This window comes from Pandoraea commovens, from assembly GCF_024704525.1.
GTDB lineage: Bacteria > Pseudomonadota > Gammaproteobacteria > Burkholderiales > Burkholderiaceae > Pandoraea > Pandoraea commovens.
In genome coordinates this window covers 4,267,588-4,283,599 of record NZ_CP102780.1, presented here as the reverse complement: position 1 = coordinate 4,283,599, position 16,012 = coordinate 4,267,588, and the positions used below count along the sequence as shown (strand labels likewise).

Below are 16,012 nucleotides of genomic sequence, written 5' to 3'. Positions count from 1 at the left end.
TATTCCCGAAGGATTGGACCGCCCGGTGGAGCGGCCATGACCCCGGCGTGCGTTCGCGCGCGCCGGGTGGACCGGTTCACGCGCAGAATTCACGCCGAATTCGCGCCGTCCCCACGCAGGGCTTTCGTATGGAGGTTCCTCATGACGCGCCTATTCCGATGGCTTACGAGCGTTGGCTACGTGCTGACACTATGGCTTTTCGTGGGGGCGGCGCATGCGCTGGCGCCCGACGATATCGATTTCGGCACACTCAACGACACCGCCGCAATCGATGCCGCCGACGCGGCGCAAATGAGCGGTGCCGACACCGCACGGCTCATCAACGCGCGATACGCGAAAGCGGTGCCCCGATGCTTTGCGGAGAGTCCGACCTACGAGTGCTCCGGGCTGCTGCTGCGCGTGGCCCCACCGAACGGGGTGGGCAATACGTTCTGGCGTCAGAGTCCTGCCGAGACGGCGGCGGGGTATGCCGAACTGACGTATGTGCGTCGGGACACACCGGCTGCGCGCCCGCCTGCCTCGGTGGGCTTCGTGCTGGCAGACCGACCGACCGCAGCAGGCAACGAGAAGCCGTATTCGCTCATGTGCGGTTGCCCGCCATACGGCCAGACATTGCCCACATGCGCGGCGTGCGCGCGCAGCCCGAACGCCGTGGGCGTGAGTCTGTGGAACGTCAATACACCGGCCACGCTCGACGTGGAGGCGATCTACTACGACGTGAGCGCGGGCGGTCAGCTCATGCAGGCGCTGCGGTACCAGAACGATTACTTCGCCGCGACCGGGCAATGGGTGCCGATTCTGCGCGCGTCGCTTACTGGCGGTGACGGCACCGCCTTCGGCTTCGATGAACGGGACCAACTGATGTGGGGCTTTACCGTCGTGAGGGATCTGGAAGCGCGGTATGCCGATACTCGCATGGTGTGTCCGGGCAACACGCCGGGCTACCAGTGCTCCGGCGTGTTGATACGCGTGACGGGATACGGTCCCACATTCAGGTCATGGAATCCGAGTCCGGCGGCTGTCAGAGACGGTGCTGTGTCCTGGTCGTACGTACGCAGGGACATGAACATGACGGTCACGGCGGGCACCGGGCCGGGGCTCCTGCTGCACGAATTGCAATATCCGTCGGCCTACACGCCGCAATGGCGGTGCGCTTACGCGGTGAACGGGAGTACGGCGGGCAACCCGGGGCGGTGCTCGCGTCCGGGCGCGTTGCCTGCGGGCGCTGCCGGATTCCAGTCGTTGGTGACCGCCCGGAGAACGATCCGCGACCAGCACAACGAAATCATTCTTGCCGCATGGCCGCAGAACATTCCCGACGATCTGCCCTTGCAGGGCATCTTCTATACGGTTGACACATCTCGCGGCGGCGCACAGTCCATTCAGCAGGACTACATGGGGACGACCGGGCACTTCATGCCGGTCCTTTCCGTGCGTCTGACGATGGCGCCGGGAGCGATCTTCCGATTTGTTCCAGCGGAACAAACGGGGTCGATGAGCACGACGGCTATCGGAAACTGAGTCCTCACAGGACTTTCGCAGGGAGGTTCCTCATGACACGCTTATTCCGATGGCTGATATGGGGCGGCTACGTGCTGACGTTATGGTTTGCCGTGGGCGTGGCGCATGCGCTGGCACCCGACGATATCGGCACCCTCAGCGACACAGCCGCAATCGATGCCGCCGAAGCGGCACAAATGAGCGGTGCCGACACCGCCCGGCTCATCAACGCGCGATACGCGAAAACGGTGCCCCGATGCTTTGGGGAGAGTCCGACCTACGAGTGCTCCGGACTGCTACTGCGCGTGGCACCGCCGAACGGGGTGGGCAATACGTTCTGGCGTCAGAGCCCTGCGGAGACGGCGGCCGGGTATGCCGAAATGACGTATGTGCGTCGGGACATGCCAGCGGCGCGCCCGCCCGCCTCGGTGGGCTTCGTGCTGGCCGACCGGCCGAGCGCGGCAGGCAACGAGAAGCCGTATTCGCTCATGTGCGGTTGCCCGCCATACGGCCAGGCATTGCCGACGTGCGCGGCGTGCGCGCGCAGCCCGAACGCGGTAGGCGTGAGTCTGTGGAACGTCAACACACCGGCCACGCTGGACGTGGAGGCGATTTACTACGACGTGAGCGCGGGCGGTCAGCTCATGCAGGCGCTGCGGTATCAGAACGATTACTTCGCCGCGACCGGGCAATGGGTTCCGATTCTGCGTGCGTCGCTCGCTGGTGGCGACGGCACCGCATTCGGCTTCGATGAACGGGACCAACTGATGTGGGGCTTTACCGTCGTGAGGGATCTGGAAGCGCGGTATGCCGATACTCGCATGGTGTGTCCGGGTAACACGCCGGGCTATTACTGCTCCGGTGTGGTGATTCGGGTGACGGGATACAGTGCCGGGGCCCGGGCATGGAATCCGAGTCCGCAAGGCGCCAGAGACGGTGCGCTGTCCTGGTCGTACGCCCGCCGGGACATGAGGATGACGAATGCGGCGGGCACCGATGCGGGAATGCTGCTGCACGAACTGCGATATCCGTCGACATACACGCCACAATGGAGATGCGCCTACACGTACAACGCCGGGACTTCGGGTACGCCGGGACGGTGCACGCGTCCGGGTGCCATGCCTGCGAGCGTCGCAGGATTTCAGGCGTTCGTGAGCTCCCGGCAATCGGCTGGCCCCGCGCACAACGAAATTATTCTTGCCGCGTGGCCGCTGGACATTCCCAACGATCTGCCCTTGCAGGCCTTCTTCTATCAGGTAGATGCAACGCGCAGAAACGCGCAGTCCATTCAGCAAGACTACATGGGGAGAACCGGACACTTCATGCCGGTCGTTGCCATGCGCCTGCCGATGGCACCGGGGTCGGTTTTCAGATACGTACCGGCAGAACAAACGGGAGCGATGAGCACGACGGCCGTCGGCAACTGAGTCGCAGGATCGAGGGATTTGCCCACCTGGCGGCGTGGCCGCGCCCCTGGTGGACCGGGTCGCGCTGTTTCTTCCCAGGGCTTTTGAATGGAGGTTCCTCATGACGCGCTTATTCCGATGGCTGACGAGGGTCGGTTACGTACTGACGCTATGGCTCGCCGTGGGGGCAGCTCATGCGCTGGCGCCCGACGATATCGGCACACTCAGCGACACAGCCGCAATCGATGCCGCCGAAGCGGCACAAATGAGCGGTGCCGACACTGCCCGGCTCATCAACGCGCGATACGCGAAAACGGTGCCCCGATGCTTTGGGGAGAGTCCGACCTACGAGTGCTCCGGGCTGCTACTTCGCGTGGCGCCACCGAACGGGGTGGGTAATACGTTCTGGCGTCAAAGTCCTGCGGAGACGGCGGCGGGGTATGCCGAACTGACGTATGTGCGTCGGGATACGCCAGCGGCGCGCCCGCCCGCCTCGGTGGGCTTCGTGCTGGCAGACCGACCGACCGCAGCAGGCAACGAGAAGCCGTATTCGCTCATGTGCGGTTGCCCGCCGTATGGCCAGACATTGCCCACATGCGCGGCGTGCGCGCGCAGCCCGAACGCGGTAGGCGTGAGTCTGTGGAACGTCAATACACCGGCCACGCTCGACGTGGAGGCGATTTATTTCGACGTCAGCGCGGGCGGCCAGCTCATGCAGGCGCTGCGGTATCAGAACGATTACTTCGCCGCGACCGGGCAATGGGTGCCGATTCTGCGTGCGTCGCTCGCAGGCGGCGAGGGCACTGCGTTCGGCTTCGATGAACGGGACCAACTGATGTGGGGCTTTACCGTCGTGAAGGATCTGGAAGCGCGATATGCCGACACCCGCATGGTGTGTCCGGGCAATACGCCGGGTTATCAGTGCTCCGGCGTGTTGTTTCGAGTGACGGGATACAGTGCCGGGGCCCGGGCGTGGAATCCGAGTGCGGCAGGCGCAAGAGACGGTGCGCTGTCCTGGTCGTATGCACGCCGGGACATGAATATGACGAACGCGCTGTACGCCGATGCGGGGATGCTGCTGCACGAGCTGCGATATCCGTCGACATACACGCCGCAATGGCGATGCGCCTATGCGCGCGATGCCGGGACTGCGGGCACGCCGGGGCGGTGCTCGCTTCCGGGGGCCATGCCTGCGAGCGTCGCAGGATTTCAGGCGTTGGTCACCGCCAGGCAATCGATCCGCGGCACGCACAACGAAATCATTCTTGCCTCGTGGCCGCTGAACATTCCCAACGACCTGCCCCTGCAGGCCTTCTTCTATCAGTTCGACACACTGCGTACAAACGCGCAGTCCATTCAGCAGGACTACATGGGGAGGACGGGGCACTTCATGCCGGTCGTTGCCATGCGCCTGCCGATGGCACCGGGGTCGGTTTTCCGATACGTACCGTCAGAACAAACGGGAGCGATGAGCACGACGGCCGTCGGCAACTGAGTCGCAGGGCGGCGAAGCAACGGGAACGACGCGCCCGTGCCGACGCGCGTCCGTCCGCGTGGATACGGGGCGACGACGTACCGTGAAATGCTCACTTTCTGAAAGCCAATCTCCCAAATTTTTCAACGGACGACTGTCAACCTTGACAGTTTTCGCTCATCGGTCCGGTCGATACGCTGAGCTCTCCTATTATTTTTTATTGGAGAGATTCGATGCGAGTGGATGTGATCACAGGTGCCCAGATGATGCCGGCCATGCGAGCCGAATTGGCGCGCTTCAGGCACCGGGTATTTGTGGAGCGGCTCGGTTGGCGCGTGCCGGATCAGCGGGCTGCGGATGCCGCTTCGCGTGGCGAAGAGGCCGACGAATACGATCACGAGGAAACCGTGTATGTCACGTTGCGCGGCCCGGGCGAGGAGATCGTCGGCTGTGCCCGTCTGTTGCCCGCGACCCGGCGTTTCCTATTGAAAGACCATTTCCAATATCTCGTCGACGACCTACCGGCGGCTCTGTCGCTCGGAGTTCCCGCAAGCATCAAGCGAGGCGCAAATGGGGTCACCTGCGGCAGTGATGGGGGCAGCGAACATTTCTCGCCGGACGACACGGCTTGCGCCTCGGTGTGGGAGCTGTCGCGTTTTGCGCTGTCGCTACCGGTTGCGCAGTCGCACAGTGCAATTCAGGGGGCGCGCGAACTGTTGCGTGCCGCAATGTTCGCAGCCCTGGCGCTAGGCGCCAAACGCCTCGTCGGCGTGACGTATGTCAGTCTCGCGCGGCTGTTCGTGCGATTGGGTGTGCCGACGCATCGGCTGGGGAAATGCCATCGCATCGACGGTCGCTGGGTGGCGGCCTACCGCATCGATGTCGATCCGATCGCACTTACGGCGCTGGGCCTGACGTGCGCGGCAACACCTGCCGCCGATATGACACTGCCGCCGGGGATGCCGGAGATGTCGGGGATGCCGGTGAGTACCCCGGCATCGATACCCGATCCGCGTCAACGCCACATGACAAGCCGAATGGCACTTTGAACCTTGTTACGGCATCCCGTTTTGTCGAGACAGTTGCGGATGTGAAAATTGACCGTTCGAGTGGAAATGCCGAGGATTTCGCCGATCTCGTCGGCCGTCTTCCCCTCTGCGGTCCACAGTAGCACTTCACGTTCGCGCATCGAGAGAGAATCGATGTCGAAAGGGGGGCGCTTCGGCCGTAGAAGGCGACTCATGGCCTCGTGCGTATAGTTCGCTATCGCCCCCATCCCGACACGCAACGAAGCGATCTCAGCGGCATTGAGTGGGGGCTGCGTGCGTCCGAAATTCAGCAGCCCGAATTCGCCGTGCGGCCCCCAGCTCGATCGCGCGACACCATGATTGAGTCCGAATCGCGAGGCGGCTTCCCAGAAGGCGTTCGCCGACGGTAGCGTCGGATCGCGCCAGATCAACAGACGGTCGCTGTGCTGACCCACGACGACGGTCGGGTCGACTTCGATGAAATTATGCTTTGCGTAATAGTCCATCCAACCCGGCGGATACGTGTCGAAGATATGCAACTCCGACTGCGTTGCGCTGCGATGGCTGCGAAAGCCGTAACACGTGTAATCGAAGCCGATTCGTTTGGAGAACTCGTCGATGCGCTGAAACAAGATTTGCGCATCTGTAATGCCGTTGCAGTCCTTATCCATTGCTTCGAGCAAATGCATCAAGGCAGACATGATGTCTCCAGGGGGAAGTCGGATGCTTGTGCGCTTAACTGCTTATTTTAGAGACACCGATTCCGAAAGCGCGCACGACGCCACCATGGCGAATTACGCCATGTCGGCCCCTGGGTCATGCTGATGCGTCGGAGTTTTTAATTGAACACTGCGAATAAGATGGTGTCGCTTACGTTGGCAATCGTTTCGCACGCCGTGGCAAATGCAATAAATCGAAAGCACTACGTACCGGTGTCGGGTGGCTCTGGCCACATGTATGAACTTGGTTCCGTACACCGATGCGCTGAAGAATATCAACGAGTTAACGGTATTTCAATGAATGCATCGAAAATATTGAAAAACGAGACTTCTCGAATTTCAAGATATTTTTTTGTTGTTTTTTATCGTCTAAGATCGAAGATTTTGTCTGAAACGGATCCTGTTTTTCGCGCCTTTTTTATTGATGTTTTTGGCTTTTTGTTTTTTTGAGAATCGTTGTCAGGAATTCTAATCGACGCTTCTGAAGCGCGCAATCATTAATTAAAAGGTTGCTGATTTCGCGTGCCGCGCATTAGCCGCGATTCGCCTTGATGGCTTCGCGAATAAGATGGGCTAGCGCTTTCTCGTCAATGTCGACGCCTTCACGGAAATCGATGGCGCGGCGGGTATTGCCTTCGAGGCTGGCGTTGAATAGACCCGTGGGGTCGGGGAGCGAAGCGCCTTTCGGGAAGGTCAGTTTGACGGCCGCCTTATAGGTTTCCCCGGTGCATAGGATCCCGTCACAGGACCAGACGGGCACGCGCCACTTCCATTCCTCGACGATATCGGGGGCTGCGCGCGTCACGATGGCGCGCAGGCGGGCGAGCATATCGCCACGCCAGTCTGCGAGCTCAGTGATACGGGCGTCGATAAGTGCTGAGGCTTCGTCGGGTGAGGGAAAGGCCTTCTTCATGTCGAGCGTCTCCAATAGGGAAAGAAACCGCGCGTAGAAAAAGGCCTCATTCTAACGAGATCAGAACGCTGCCGAGTAGATCGCGAAGGCGTCGGCTTCGGAGACTTCGCGGGGGTTGTTGACGAGAAGGCGCGTCTGAAGCATTGCGTCGCTGGCCATACGTGCGATGTCATCCTGCTTGACGCCCACTTCGCGCAGCGTGCGCGGAATGGCGGTGTCGACGATCATCGACTCGATGTGCCGGATCAGCGCATCGGTTTTCGCTTCATCGCTGCCGGTTGCCTTGACGGGAAGGATCACGTCTGCAAGTTCTGCGTAAAGCTTGCTGGCTGCGGTTGCATTGAAGCGCATGACGTGCGAGAGCACCAGCGCGTTCGACAGACCGTGGGCGACGTGAAAGATGCCACCGATCGGGTAGGCGAGCGCGTGGACGGCGGCCACCGGCGAATTGGCGAACGACTGCCCGGCGAACATCGCGCCGACGAGCATGGCTTCGCGTGCTTCGCGGTTTGCGCCATCGTTGCAGGCGGGTAGGAGATTGCGCGAGAGCAATTCCAGGGCCTTCACGGCGAGCATGTCCGAGATCGGATTTTTCAGGTGTGCCGACGTATAGGCTTCGATCGCATGCACCATCGCGTCGATACCCGTGGCGGCGGTCGCCGCGCGCGGCAGGCCGAGCGTGAGTTCTGCGTCGAGGATCGCGAGATCGGCAAAGAGTTGCGGTGCGACGACACCCATCTTCGTTGTCTCGCCGGTCGTCACGATCGACACGGCCGTGACTTCCGAACCGGTGCCTGCGGTCGTCGGCATTTGGACCAGCGGCAGGCGCGTGCCCGTCACCTTCTTCACACCGTACATGTCCTTGAGCGATTGCTTGCCCGGCAGCAGCACTGCGAGCAGCTTGGCCACGTCCATCGACGAACCACCGCCCAGCCCCAGCACGATTTCGGCGTCTGCCGCGCGAGCACGCTCGGCGGCTTCGAGCACCACGTGTTCGGGCGGATCGGCGATCACGTCGTCGATGACCGACACTTGCCAGTCGTGCTTCGTCAGATCGGCCAGCGCCGGGGCGAGCAGACCGCTCTTATGCAAAAAGCCGTCCGTGACCACGCACAGGCGTTTGGCCGACGGAAACTGCTCGCGCAGGAGAGCGCCCAGGCGGCGCGCTGCGCCGAATTCCACGACGACGGTGGGGACCGTCTGGAAACGAAATGCGTTCATGATCGCTTTCCTATTTTCCTATGAAGACTTGATAAGACTTACGCGACCATCTGGCCGCGATCGATCCGGTAGACGTTGTCGAGCACCGCACCGGCGTGCTGCAAATCCGCACCCGAGAGAATGACGGCGAGGCCTTCGCCGCGCATCTGGCCGATCACTTCGGCAATGCGCTTCGACAGGGCCGGGGCCACGCCTTCGAACGGTTCGTCGAGCATCAGCAGTCGCGAACTCGTCATCAGCGCGCGGCCGACGGCCACCAGTTTCTGCTGGCCACCCGACAATTGCAAGGCGCGGCGCGGGGCCCACTCGCGGGCCTCCGGAATGATGCGATACACCTTGTCCAGACGTGCCTGTACATCCTTCGCCTTGAGTGCCCACGCAGGCACGCAAAGGTTTTCTTCCACCGTCATGTCAGGGATCAGACGACGATCTTCCGGCGCATAGCCGATACCCAGCGAAGTACGTTCGTGCGACGGCGCTTTGACCAGATCCACACCATCGAACGTCAACGTGCCGCCGTTCGCCTTCACGAGGCCCATGATGGCGCGCAACGTCGTCGTCTTGCCCGCGCCGTTGCGTCCGATCAGCCCGACGATGGCGCCCTTGGGCACCGAGAACTGCACGCCCCGAAGAATGTCCGTCGCGCCGAAGCGCACATTCAGATTTCCGACTTCAAGCATGGGCTACCTCGCCAGCCATATTTCCCGACGCTGGCGTTGCTGCCACCGTCTCGCCAATGATCAACTCGCGCACCTGCGGGTCGGCCAGCACCACGTCGGGTGTCCCGTCCGCCAGAATGCGGCCGTCGCAGAACGCCAGCACGCGGTCGCTGTAGCGGCGCACGATTTCCATATCGTGTTCCACGAACAGCACCGTGATGCCCAGTGCACGCGCGGCATCCAGCACGCGATTCATCACGTCGAATTTCTCTTCCGCTGCAACGCCTGAAGTCGGTTCGTCGAGGAGAAGAACTTCCGGTTTGCAGACCATCGCCAGCGCGATGTCGAGTAGTTTGCGCACGCCTTCAGGCAAGGTGCCCGAGATCATGTCGGCAAACTCCAGCACGCCCAGACGCGCCAGACTCTCGTTTGCCAGTTCCGCCGACAAACCCGAAATCGCCAAGGCAATCTCGATGTTCTCGCGCGCTGTTTGCGAGCCGAACAACTGCGGAATCTGGAACGAACGCGCAATGCCCAGACGCGTGATCTTGCGCGGTGCCAGGCCCGTGATGCGCTTGCCACGGAACATGATCTCGCCGCGATCCGGCTTGATGTAGCCCGTGAGCATGTTCACGAACGTCGTCTTGCCTGCGCCGTTCGTGCCGATCAGACCGACCACGCTCTGTGCGTCGATGTTGACGGTGATGTCCTTCGCGGGCGTCACGCTCCCGAAGGTCTTGTGCAGGCCCGTAGCCTCAATGATGTGTGTCGATGCCATCTCGTGCCTCTTATGCTGCGTCGGCCGAAGCGTTGACTTTCGCGGTCGCCGTCTGCGTGACGGGATGTGCAACTGCCGCCTTGCGACGCCCCAGACCCAGACTCGTGAGACCGCCCGGCAGGAAGGCGATGATCGCGAGCATGATCGCGCCCATCACGATTTGCCACGTGTTCGGTGCGTAGCGATACGCCATCGCCCGCGCCACTTCGAGCAGCAACGCGCCGATGAACGGCGAGAAGGCGAAGCGGGTGCCCGAGAGCACGGCGATGAAGACGAATTCGCCCGAGGTCGTCCAGAACGCCATGTCCGGATCGATGTGGCCGATGTTGAACGCTTGCAACGCACCCCCGAGACCGGCGAGCGCGCCTGCGATCACGTACGTCAGGTGAATGTTGCGACGGGCGGAAGTGCCCAGATACTCCACGCGGATCTCGTTGTCCTTGATCGCGGGACCGAGGCGTCCCTGCGTGGAGCGCATGTACACCGCCACGGCCATCACGCAAACGATGGCAGCGATGAAGCCCACCGCGAACAGGTTCGTGCCCGTGAGTTGCCACGGCTCGGCACTGCTGCCGAGGGTGGGTGCGTTCACGTTGAAGCCGTCGCTGCCGCCGAGTTCGACGTTATTGAGCAGCAGGCCGTAGCAGATCATCGACAACGCCAGCGTGAGCATCGCGAAGAAGATGTCGCGATAGCGTGCCAGCAAAAAGCCGAGCACGAAGGCCAGCACGGCCGACACGACCATCGACACGGCGAGCAGCGCGAACAGCTCCGTCAGACCGTAGTAGTTCATGCCGAGGCCCACGCAATACGCGCCGACCGCGAAGAACAACGCCTGACCGAACGACGCGAGCCCCGTGCGCAGCAACAGCGCCAGACCCAGTGCGACGATGCCCTTCGATAACGCCACCGACACCAGAAATTGCCATTGGGGCAGGGCGAGACCTGCTGCGCCGATGACGACGAAACCGACCACCGCGAGCCACGTGCCGGGCGCGCGCAGTTGGGAACAGATTGCGGAACTCATATCTTGCGAGCCTCCAGCGGAGCGAAGATGCCTTTCGGACGCACAGCCAGCACCAGCGCCATGACGATGTAGATGGAGAACAGCTCGCCTTGCGGCCAGTAATGCACGGCACTCGCGCGCACCAGACCCACGAGCAACGCACCGAACGCCGCGCCGGGCAGCGAACCCAGCCCGCCGATCACGACGACGGCGAACGTAAGCACCACGATCTCCACGCCCATGCCGGGCGCGACCGACACGGTCGGTGCGGTGAGTGCGCCACCGATGGCGGCGAGCACCGCGCCTGCCATGAACGTCACCACGAAATAACGGCTCACGCGAATGCCCATCGCCTGACTGACTTCACGGTCGTGAATCACCGCGCGCAGCAAGCGGCCGCTGCGGGTGAACTTCAGGAACGCTGTGAGGCCGATGCCCGCGACGAGCGCCACACCCACGATCAGGAAGTTGTAGTTCGGGTACGAGAGATCGCCGAGGTCGAAGTTACCGAGGAAGCTGTACGGTTCCGAGACCGAGTACGGATCGACGCCCCAGACGAGTTTGATAGCGTCTTCCATGATGAGGAAGAGCGCATAAGTGACGAGCAGAAGCACCACGGGGTCCTGCCCGTAGAAGCGCTTCAGAATGCCGCGCTCCATGATGAAGCCGATGGCTCCGCCCGCGACGATGGCCGCCAGCACGAGCAACAGATAGCTCACGTAGAGATTGCCGCCCTGGGCAACCCACGGGCCGATCAACGTCACGCCAGCATACGCGCCCAGCGCGTACAGGCTGCCGTGCGCCATGTTCAAGATTTTGAGCACGCCGTAGACGAGGGTCAGTCCCAGAGCAACCAGGAACAGCCACGCGGCGTACATCACCCCGTCCACCAGGACGGCGTAGATCTGCGACATCTCGCATTCTCCTTGGAACGCAAGGCCGGACGCAGTCAGCGCCACGACACCGGCCTTGCGGGTACCGCTTTATTGCGAGGGGGACGAAGACTTGCCCGTCCTCCCGAACTTGATGCTTAAGTGTTACGCGACAGGATCTGCCGGGGGATGGCTTAGTGCTTCAGGCCGCCCTTGATCCAGTCGGCCGACTTCACGCCTTCCGGCGGCGTGACTTCGGCGATCGCGTACTGCTTCACGTCGGTCACGGTGACCTTGCCGTTCACGTTCTTCACGATGCCGAACGCGGTGCCTTGCGCGGCCTGGTGGCCCTTGCCCAGCGTCAGGCCGATCTTGCCAGCCGGTGCTTCGAAGGCGAGGTGTTCGAACGACGCGATGACCTGCTCGGGCGTGGGCTGCTTGCCGCCGTTCGCGGCTTGTGCCTTCTCGTAAGCGGCCTTGAGCGCGAGGATGCTCTGGTTCATCTTGTACGACGGGTAGCTCGGCGTGTCGTTGAACTTGGCGCTGTAGGCGGTGCGCAGCCAGCGATTCAGCGCGTTGTCCGGCGCGAACATGCCGTACATGCCGCGTGCGCCGATGATCACGCCGTCCGGCAGACGCGTCTTACCGTGCGTGGCCGTTTCACCGGCGGTGAGCACCGTGAGCGACTTCTTGAACAGGTCGCGCGGACCGGCCTGCACGACGAGACCTTCGAGGTCGCCGCCCCAGAAGCTCGAATGCAGCACGTCCGGGTGGGCGGCGAGCAGGCTGGAAATGCCAGCGTTGTACTGACCTGCGCCCAGTTGCGGCATTTGCGAGCTGACCGACTTGGCGTTCGGCTTGAGCGACTTGAGCGTGCCTTCGAAGTCGGCCCAGGCGTCCTGACCCCAGGCGTAGTTCTGGTTGATACCGGCGTACGTTTGCAGATCCGGCTTGCGTTCTGCGACGTAGCGGGCAGCGCCCACGTTGTCCATCGTGGCGGTGGCCACCGGGCGGAAGACGTACTTGAAGCTCGCGTCTTCGAACACGCGCGGCGTGCCGCAATCGAAGAACAGCGTGACCTTCTTCATTTCTTCGGCCACCGGTGCAATCGCCAGGCAGTTGCCCGACGAGGTGTAGCCGACGACGTAATCGACGCCTTGGTTCAACAGGTTGCGGTACTCGCTGACCTGCTTGCTCGTGCTGCCCGCTTCGTCGATGTAGACGAGTTCGATCGGTGCGCCGCCGAAGCCCTTCGTGGCATACGGGGCAGGCACCTTGCCAGCGTTAAGCTCGGCAGCGGTGACTTCGGCGGCGTTCTTGGCCGGCACGCCGAAGGGACCGGCGGCAGCGCCCGACATGAACGTCACGATGCCGATCTTGATCGGCTTGGCATCGGCGTGTGCCGTGGTGGCAACCGAGGCGATCGCGGCGCCGGCCGCAAGTGCGAGAGCGAGCGGCTTCATGCCGCGCTGGATAACGCGCTTCATACTGGTTTCCTTTGGTGGTGTTACGACGTGTATGTCGACGGGTGTCGATGAGTGTCGATGTATGTCGATTTATGAACGTGCGGAGTCTGATGCCCCGGTGCGGTGCCCGGGCCTGCCAGGGGTTTGCCGATGGCTTGCCTGGCAGGCCGCCTACCTCACACTTGCAGGCACAGGTACTTCATTTCGAGGTATTCCTCGATGCCGTAGCGCGAGCCTTCGCGGCCCACGCCCGATTGCTTGATGCCGCCGAACGGCGCGACTTCGTTGGAGATCAGGCCGGTGTTCAGGCCGACCATGCCGTATTCGAGCGCTTCGGACGTGCGCCAGGCACGGGCGATGTCGCGCGTATACAGATAGGCGGCGAGGCCGAATTCGGTGTCGTTCGCGAGAGCGATGGCGTCGGCATCGCGCGTGAAGCGGAAGAGCGGGGCGACCGGGCCGAAGATTTCTTCGCGGGCCATGCGCATTTGCGACGTGGCGTCGGCGATCACCGTCGGTGCGTAGTAGGTGCCACCCAGTGCGTGGGCTTCGCCGCCCACGAGCACGCGCCCGCCACGCGACTTCGCGTCTTCGACCAGCGTGACGACCTTGTCGACAGCCTTGCCTTCGATCAGCGGACCGATGACCACACCGTCTTCCAGACCGTTGCCGACCTTCATTTCCGCGACGCGCTTGGCGAACTTTTCCGCGAACGTGTCGTAGACACCGTCCTGAATGTAGAAGCGGTTCGCGCAGACGCACGTCTGACCGCCATTGCGGTACTTCGCGGCGAGCGCGCCTTCGACTGCAGCGTCGATGTCGGCATCGTCGAACACGATGAACGGCGCGTTGCCGCCCAGCTCCAGCGACAGGCGCTTGACCGTGGGGGCGCACTGCGCCATGAGCAGACGGCCCACACCGGTCGAGCCGGTGAACGACAGCTTGCGCACGCTCGGGTGCGACGTCAGCACGCCGCCCACAGCGCGGGCGTCGCCCGTGACGACCTGGAACACGCCGCCGGGAATGCCCGCGCGATGTGCCAGCTCGGCCAGTGCGAAGGCAGACAGCGGGGTGAGTTCGGACGGCTTGACCACGATGGCGCAGCCCGCCGCCAGTGCCGGTGCGACCTTGCGCGTGATCATCGCGGCCGGGAAGTTCCACGGCGTGATGGCGGCACACACACCGACCGGTTGCTTGATGGTGACCAGACGCTTGTCGGCGGCGGGCGTGGCGAGCACGTCGCCGTCTACACGCTTGGCCTCTTCCGCGAACCATTCAATGAAGCTGGCCGCGTAGGCGATCTCACCGCGAGCTTCGGCCAGCGGTTTGCCTTGTTCGCGCGTCATCAGGTACGCGAGGTCGTCGGTGTTCGCGATCATCAGATCGAACCAGCGGCGCAGCACATTGGCGCGCTCCTTGCCAGTGCGGGCGGCCCACGACTTCTGGGCGGCCTCGGCAGCGCTCACGGCGCGCATGGTTTCCTCTGCACCGAGCTCCGGCACTTTGGCCAGCACTTCGCCGGTCGCCGGGTCGAGCACGTCGAACGTCTTGCCGCTGTCGGCCGAGATCCATTGACCGTCGACCCACGCAAGGGTCTTGAAAAGATTGGTGTCTTTGAGTTGCATGGCAGTAGGCCGGGAGGACCGGCGTTTCCTATGGGCAGTGTCTCGGGTTGTTGCTTGCCGTTCTATCTATTGAACGGTATTCTATGTATTGAATGTGATTCTACGTATTGAACGTTTTAGGTGCAACTAAGGGGTTTTCCCTAGGCCGGAATGAGAATGACTTGCCCGTACCATGCTGGCGGCGAGTTGCTCGTCACCCGATCCATCCCGACAAAATCGACGCCGTTTCCTGAGATTCCCGAGATCCCCGATTCATGCCAAAGCGCAAACTCGATCTGCCTGCCAACGCTTCTGCGGCGAATGCCGCCGCCCAATCCGACGAGCCGCTCAAGACCACAGCGCCTGCCGTGGTGCGGGCTGTGCATGTCCTCGATGTGATTGCGGCGTCGTCCGAACCGGTGGCGCTGGCCGATCTTGCGCGCGAGACGGGCGTGCCGAAGAGCACGCTGCACGGGCTTTGCGACACGCTGGTCAAGCTGCGTCTCGTGAAGCGTCATGCCAATGGCGGCATGACGATGGGGTCGTATGTGATGGGATGGGCGAACGCGTTCCTTTCGCAGACCAACATTACCGAGGAGTTCCGGGCGGTCTGGGAGGCATCGCGCGCGTTCTCGGAGGAAACCGTCACGCTCTCCATACTCGATGGCGCGGAAGTGATCTATCTCGCGTGCCACAACGGTAACCGTCCGCTGGGCGTGACGTTCCGCATCGGCATGCGTTTGCCCGCGCCCTATACGGCGACCGGCAAAGCCATGCTATCGACATTGCCGCCGGGCGAGGCGGGCGATCTGCTCGCGGGTGCATGGCCTGCACCGCTCACGCGTGCGAGCGTCGGGACCTATCCCGCATTGGCCGAGGAGATGGCGCAGGTGCGTCGTGACGGTTATTCGATCGACAACGGGCAGATGCGCGAAGGCATGATCTGCTTCGGCGCGCCGGTGTTCGACGCGAGCGGCGAGCGTGCAGTCGCCGGGTTGGCGGTGAGTTTCCTCACGAATGAGATCGATGCGCAGACCGGACAACGCATCGGTCGCCAGATGCGTGAACTGGCCGATCAGTTGTCTGTGCGACTTGGGGCACCCGCCGGGGCACTGTCGCGACGCTGAACGCGCATCGTCGACGAAGAAAAAACGCGCACGGAATATTCGTGCGTCGTTGAGTCGAACTCACGCGGTTTGCGGGAACTGTTTGCCGTCTGTTGGCGCACCCTGCACTGTCGACAGCCTCGAATCTTCCTATAATTGCCCCTGCCGTCGGTGGGGCCATGAGCATTCGGCTCAGCCTGGCGGGGCGACTCGGCCCATCGACCTCTCGCGCCTTGCTGCGCGGGGCTTTCCGGTCGGTG

The 16,012-nt window shown here is 62.7% G+C and carries 14 protein-coding genes; 5 read left to right on the top strand and 9 right to left on the bottom strand.

Annotated elements, in window-relative coordinates; translation table 11 throughout:
- Positions 1 to 141 precede the first annotated feature (141 nt).
- The 4 genes from NTU39_RS19285 (at position 142) to NTU39_RS19270 (ending at position 5,429) form a co-directional block, all read left to right on the top strand.
- A complete protein-coding gene (locus NTU39_RS19285) occupies positions 142 to 1,521 on the top strand; it encodes a hypothetical protein (RefSeq protein ID WP_257958314.1) in 1,380 nt (459 codons plus the stop codon).
- A gap of 32 nt (positions 1,522 to 1,553) precedes the next feature.
- Entirely contained in the window at positions 1,554 to 2,927 is a 1,374-nt protein-coding gene (locus tag NTU39_RS19280) for a hypothetical protein (RefSeq protein WP_150666019.1), read from the top strand.
- A 100-nt stretch (positions 2,928 to 3,027) separates the two neighbouring features.
- Positions 3,028 to 4,401, top strand: a complete 1,374-nt coding sequence (locus NTU39_RS19275) for a hypothetical protein (RefSeq protein WP_150666020.1) — start codon at positions 3,028 to 3,030, stop codon at positions 4,399 to 4,401.
- A gap of 212 nt (positions 4,402 to 4,613) precedes the next feature.
- Positions 4,614 to 5,429 (top strand): acyl-homoserine-lactone synthase, encoded by an 816-nt coding sequence (locus NTU39_RS19270; protein ID WP_257958313.1) that lies wholly within the window; start codon positions 4,614 to 4,616, stop codon positions 5,427 to 5,429.
- On the opposite strand, the gene NTU39_RS19265 is transcribed toward NTU39_RS19270, so the two are convergent.
- From NTU39_RS19265 to NTU39_RS19225, 9 genes are all read right to left on the bottom strand, one after another.
- Positions 5,396 to 6,109: an autoinducer binding domain-containing protein gene (locus tag NTU39_RS19265; protein ID WP_257958312.1), complete on the bottom strand. Its 714-nt coding sequence runs from the start codon at positions 6,107 to 6,109 to the stop codon at positions 5,396 to 5,398. The two genes, NTU39_RS19270 and NTU39_RS19265, sit on opposite strands and share 34 nt — an antisense overlap.
- Before the next feature lie 550 nt (positions 6,110 to 6,659).
- On the bottom strand, positions 6,660 to 7,040 hold the full coding sequence (locus NTU39_RS19260; RefSeq protein WP_150666022.1) for a DUF1801 domain-containing protein: 381 nt from the start codon (positions 7,038 to 7,040) through the stop codon (positions 6,660 to 6,662).
- Between the two features lie 60 nt (positions 7,041 to 7,100).
- Positions 7,101 to 8,261 carry an iron-containing alcohol dehydrogenase gene (locus NTU39_RS19255; RefSeq protein WP_150666023.1) on the bottom strand — a complete coding sequence of 387 codons (1,161 nt, stop codon included), beginning with the start codon at positions 8,259 to 8,261 and terminating at the stop codon, positions 7,101 to 7,103.
- Positions 8,262 to 8,299: 38 nt separating this feature from the next.
- Entirely contained in the window at positions 8,300 to 8,941 is a 642-nt protein-coding gene (locus NTU39_RS19250) for a branched-chain amino acid ABC transporter ATP-binding protein (protein WP_150666024.1), read from the bottom strand.
- On the bottom strand, positions 8,934 to 9,698 hold the full coding sequence (locus NTU39_RS19245; protein WP_150666025.1) for an ABC transporter ATP-binding protein: 765 nt from the start codon (positions 9,696 to 9,698) through the stop codon (positions 8,934 to 8,936). Before NTU39_RS19245 ends, NTU39_RS19250 begins: the two co-directional genes overlap by 8 nt.
- Before the next feature lie 10 nt (positions 9,699 to 9,708).
- Positions 9,709 to 10,725, bottom strand: a complete 1,017-nt coding sequence (locus NTU39_RS19240; RefSeq protein WP_150666026.1) for a branched-chain amino acid ABC transporter permease — start codon at positions 10,723 to 10,725, stop codon at positions 9,709 to 9,711.
- Entirely contained in the window at positions 10,722 to 11,618 is an 897-nt protein-coding gene (locus NTU39_RS19235; protein WP_039396822.1) for a branched-chain amino acid ABC transporter permease, read from the bottom strand. The genes NTU39_RS19240 and NTU39_RS19235 overlap by 4 nt, the downstream gene beginning before the upstream one ends.
- A gap of 152 nt (positions 11,619 to 11,770) precedes the next feature.
- Positions 11,771 to 13,063, bottom strand: a complete 1,293-nt coding sequence (locus NTU39_RS19230; RefSeq protein ID WP_246184712.1) for an ABC transporter substrate-binding protein — start codon at positions 13,061 to 13,063, stop codon at positions 11,771 to 11,773.
- 155 nt (positions 13,064 to 13,218) lie between these two features.
- Positions 13,219 to 14,667, bottom strand: coding sequence for an NAD-dependent succinate-semialdehyde dehydrogenase (locus NTU39_RS19225; RefSeq protein ID WP_150666027.1), 1,449 nt, complete (start codon positions 14,665 to 14,667; stop codon positions 13,219 to 13,221).
- Positions 14,668 to 14,921: 254 nt separating this feature from the next.
- Here NTU39_RS19225 and NTU39_RS19220 point away from each other — a divergent pair, with 254 nt between their 5' ends.
- Positions 14,922 to 15,773 (top strand): IclR family transcriptional regulator, encoded by an 852-nt coding sequence (locus NTU39_RS19220; protein ID WP_150666028.1) that lies wholly within the window; start codon positions 14,922 to 14,924, stop codon positions 15,771 to 15,773.
- The last annotated feature ends 239 nt before the right edge of the window (positions 15,774 to 16,012 follow it).

Bases quoted from the DNA above. Each gene is read 5' to 3' on its own strand.
- NTU39_RS19275 (WP_150666020.1), top strand. From the start codon at position 3,028: ATGACGCGCTTATTCCGATGGCTGACGAGGGTCGGTTACGTACTGACG.
- NTU39_RS19230 (WP_246184712.1), bottom strand. From the start codon at position 13,063: ATGAAGCGCGTTATCCAGCGCGGCATGAAGCCGCTCGCTCTCGCACTT.
- NTU39_RS19240 (WP_150666026.1), bottom strand. From the start codon at position 10,725: ATGAGTTCCGCAATCTGTTCCCAACTGCGCGCGCCCGGCACGTGGCTC.
- NTU39_RS19285 (WP_257958314.1), top strand. From the start codon at position 142: ATGACGCGCCTATTCCGATGGCTTACGAGCGTTGGCTACGTGCTGACA.
- NTU39_RS19270 (WP_257958313.1), top strand. From the start codon at position 4,614: ATGCGAGTGGATGTGATCACAGGTGCCCAGATGATGCCGGCCATGCGA.
- NTU39_RS19225 (WP_150666027.1), bottom strand. From the start codon at position 14,667: ATGCAACTCAAAGACACCAATCTTTTCAAGACCCTTGCGTGGGTCGAC.
- NTU39_RS19265 (WP_257958312.1), bottom strand. From the start codon at position 6,109: ATGTCTGCCTTGATGCATTTGCTCGAAGCAATGGATAAGGACTGCAAC.
- NTU39_RS19235 (WP_039396822.1), bottom strand. From the start codon at position 11,618: ATGTCGCAGATCTACGCCGTCCTGGTGGACGGGGTGATGTACGCCGCG.
- NTU39_RS19260 (WP_150666022.1), bottom strand. From the start codon at position 7,040: ATGAAGAAGGCCTTTCCCTCACCCGACGAAGCCTCAGCACTTATCGAC.
- NTU39_RS19220 (WP_150666028.1), top strand. From the start codon at position 14,922: ATGCCAAAGCGCAAACTCGATCTGCCTGCCAACGCTTCTGCGGCGAAT.
- NTU39_RS19245 (WP_150666025.1), bottom strand. From the start codon at position 9,698: ATGGCATCGACACACATCATTGAGGCTACGGGCCTGCACAAGACCTTC.
- NTU39_RS19255 (WP_150666023.1), bottom strand. From the start codon at position 8,261: ATGAACGCATTTCGTTTCCAGACGGTCCCCACCGTCGTCGTGGAATTC.
- NTU39_RS19250 (WP_150666024.1), bottom strand. From the start codon at position 8,941: ATGCTTGAAGTCGGAAATCTGAATGTGCGCTTCGGCGCGACGGACATT.
- NTU39_RS19280 (WP_150666019.1), top strand. From the start codon at position 1,554: ATGACACGCTTATTCCGATGGCTGATATGGGGCGGCTACGTGCTGACG.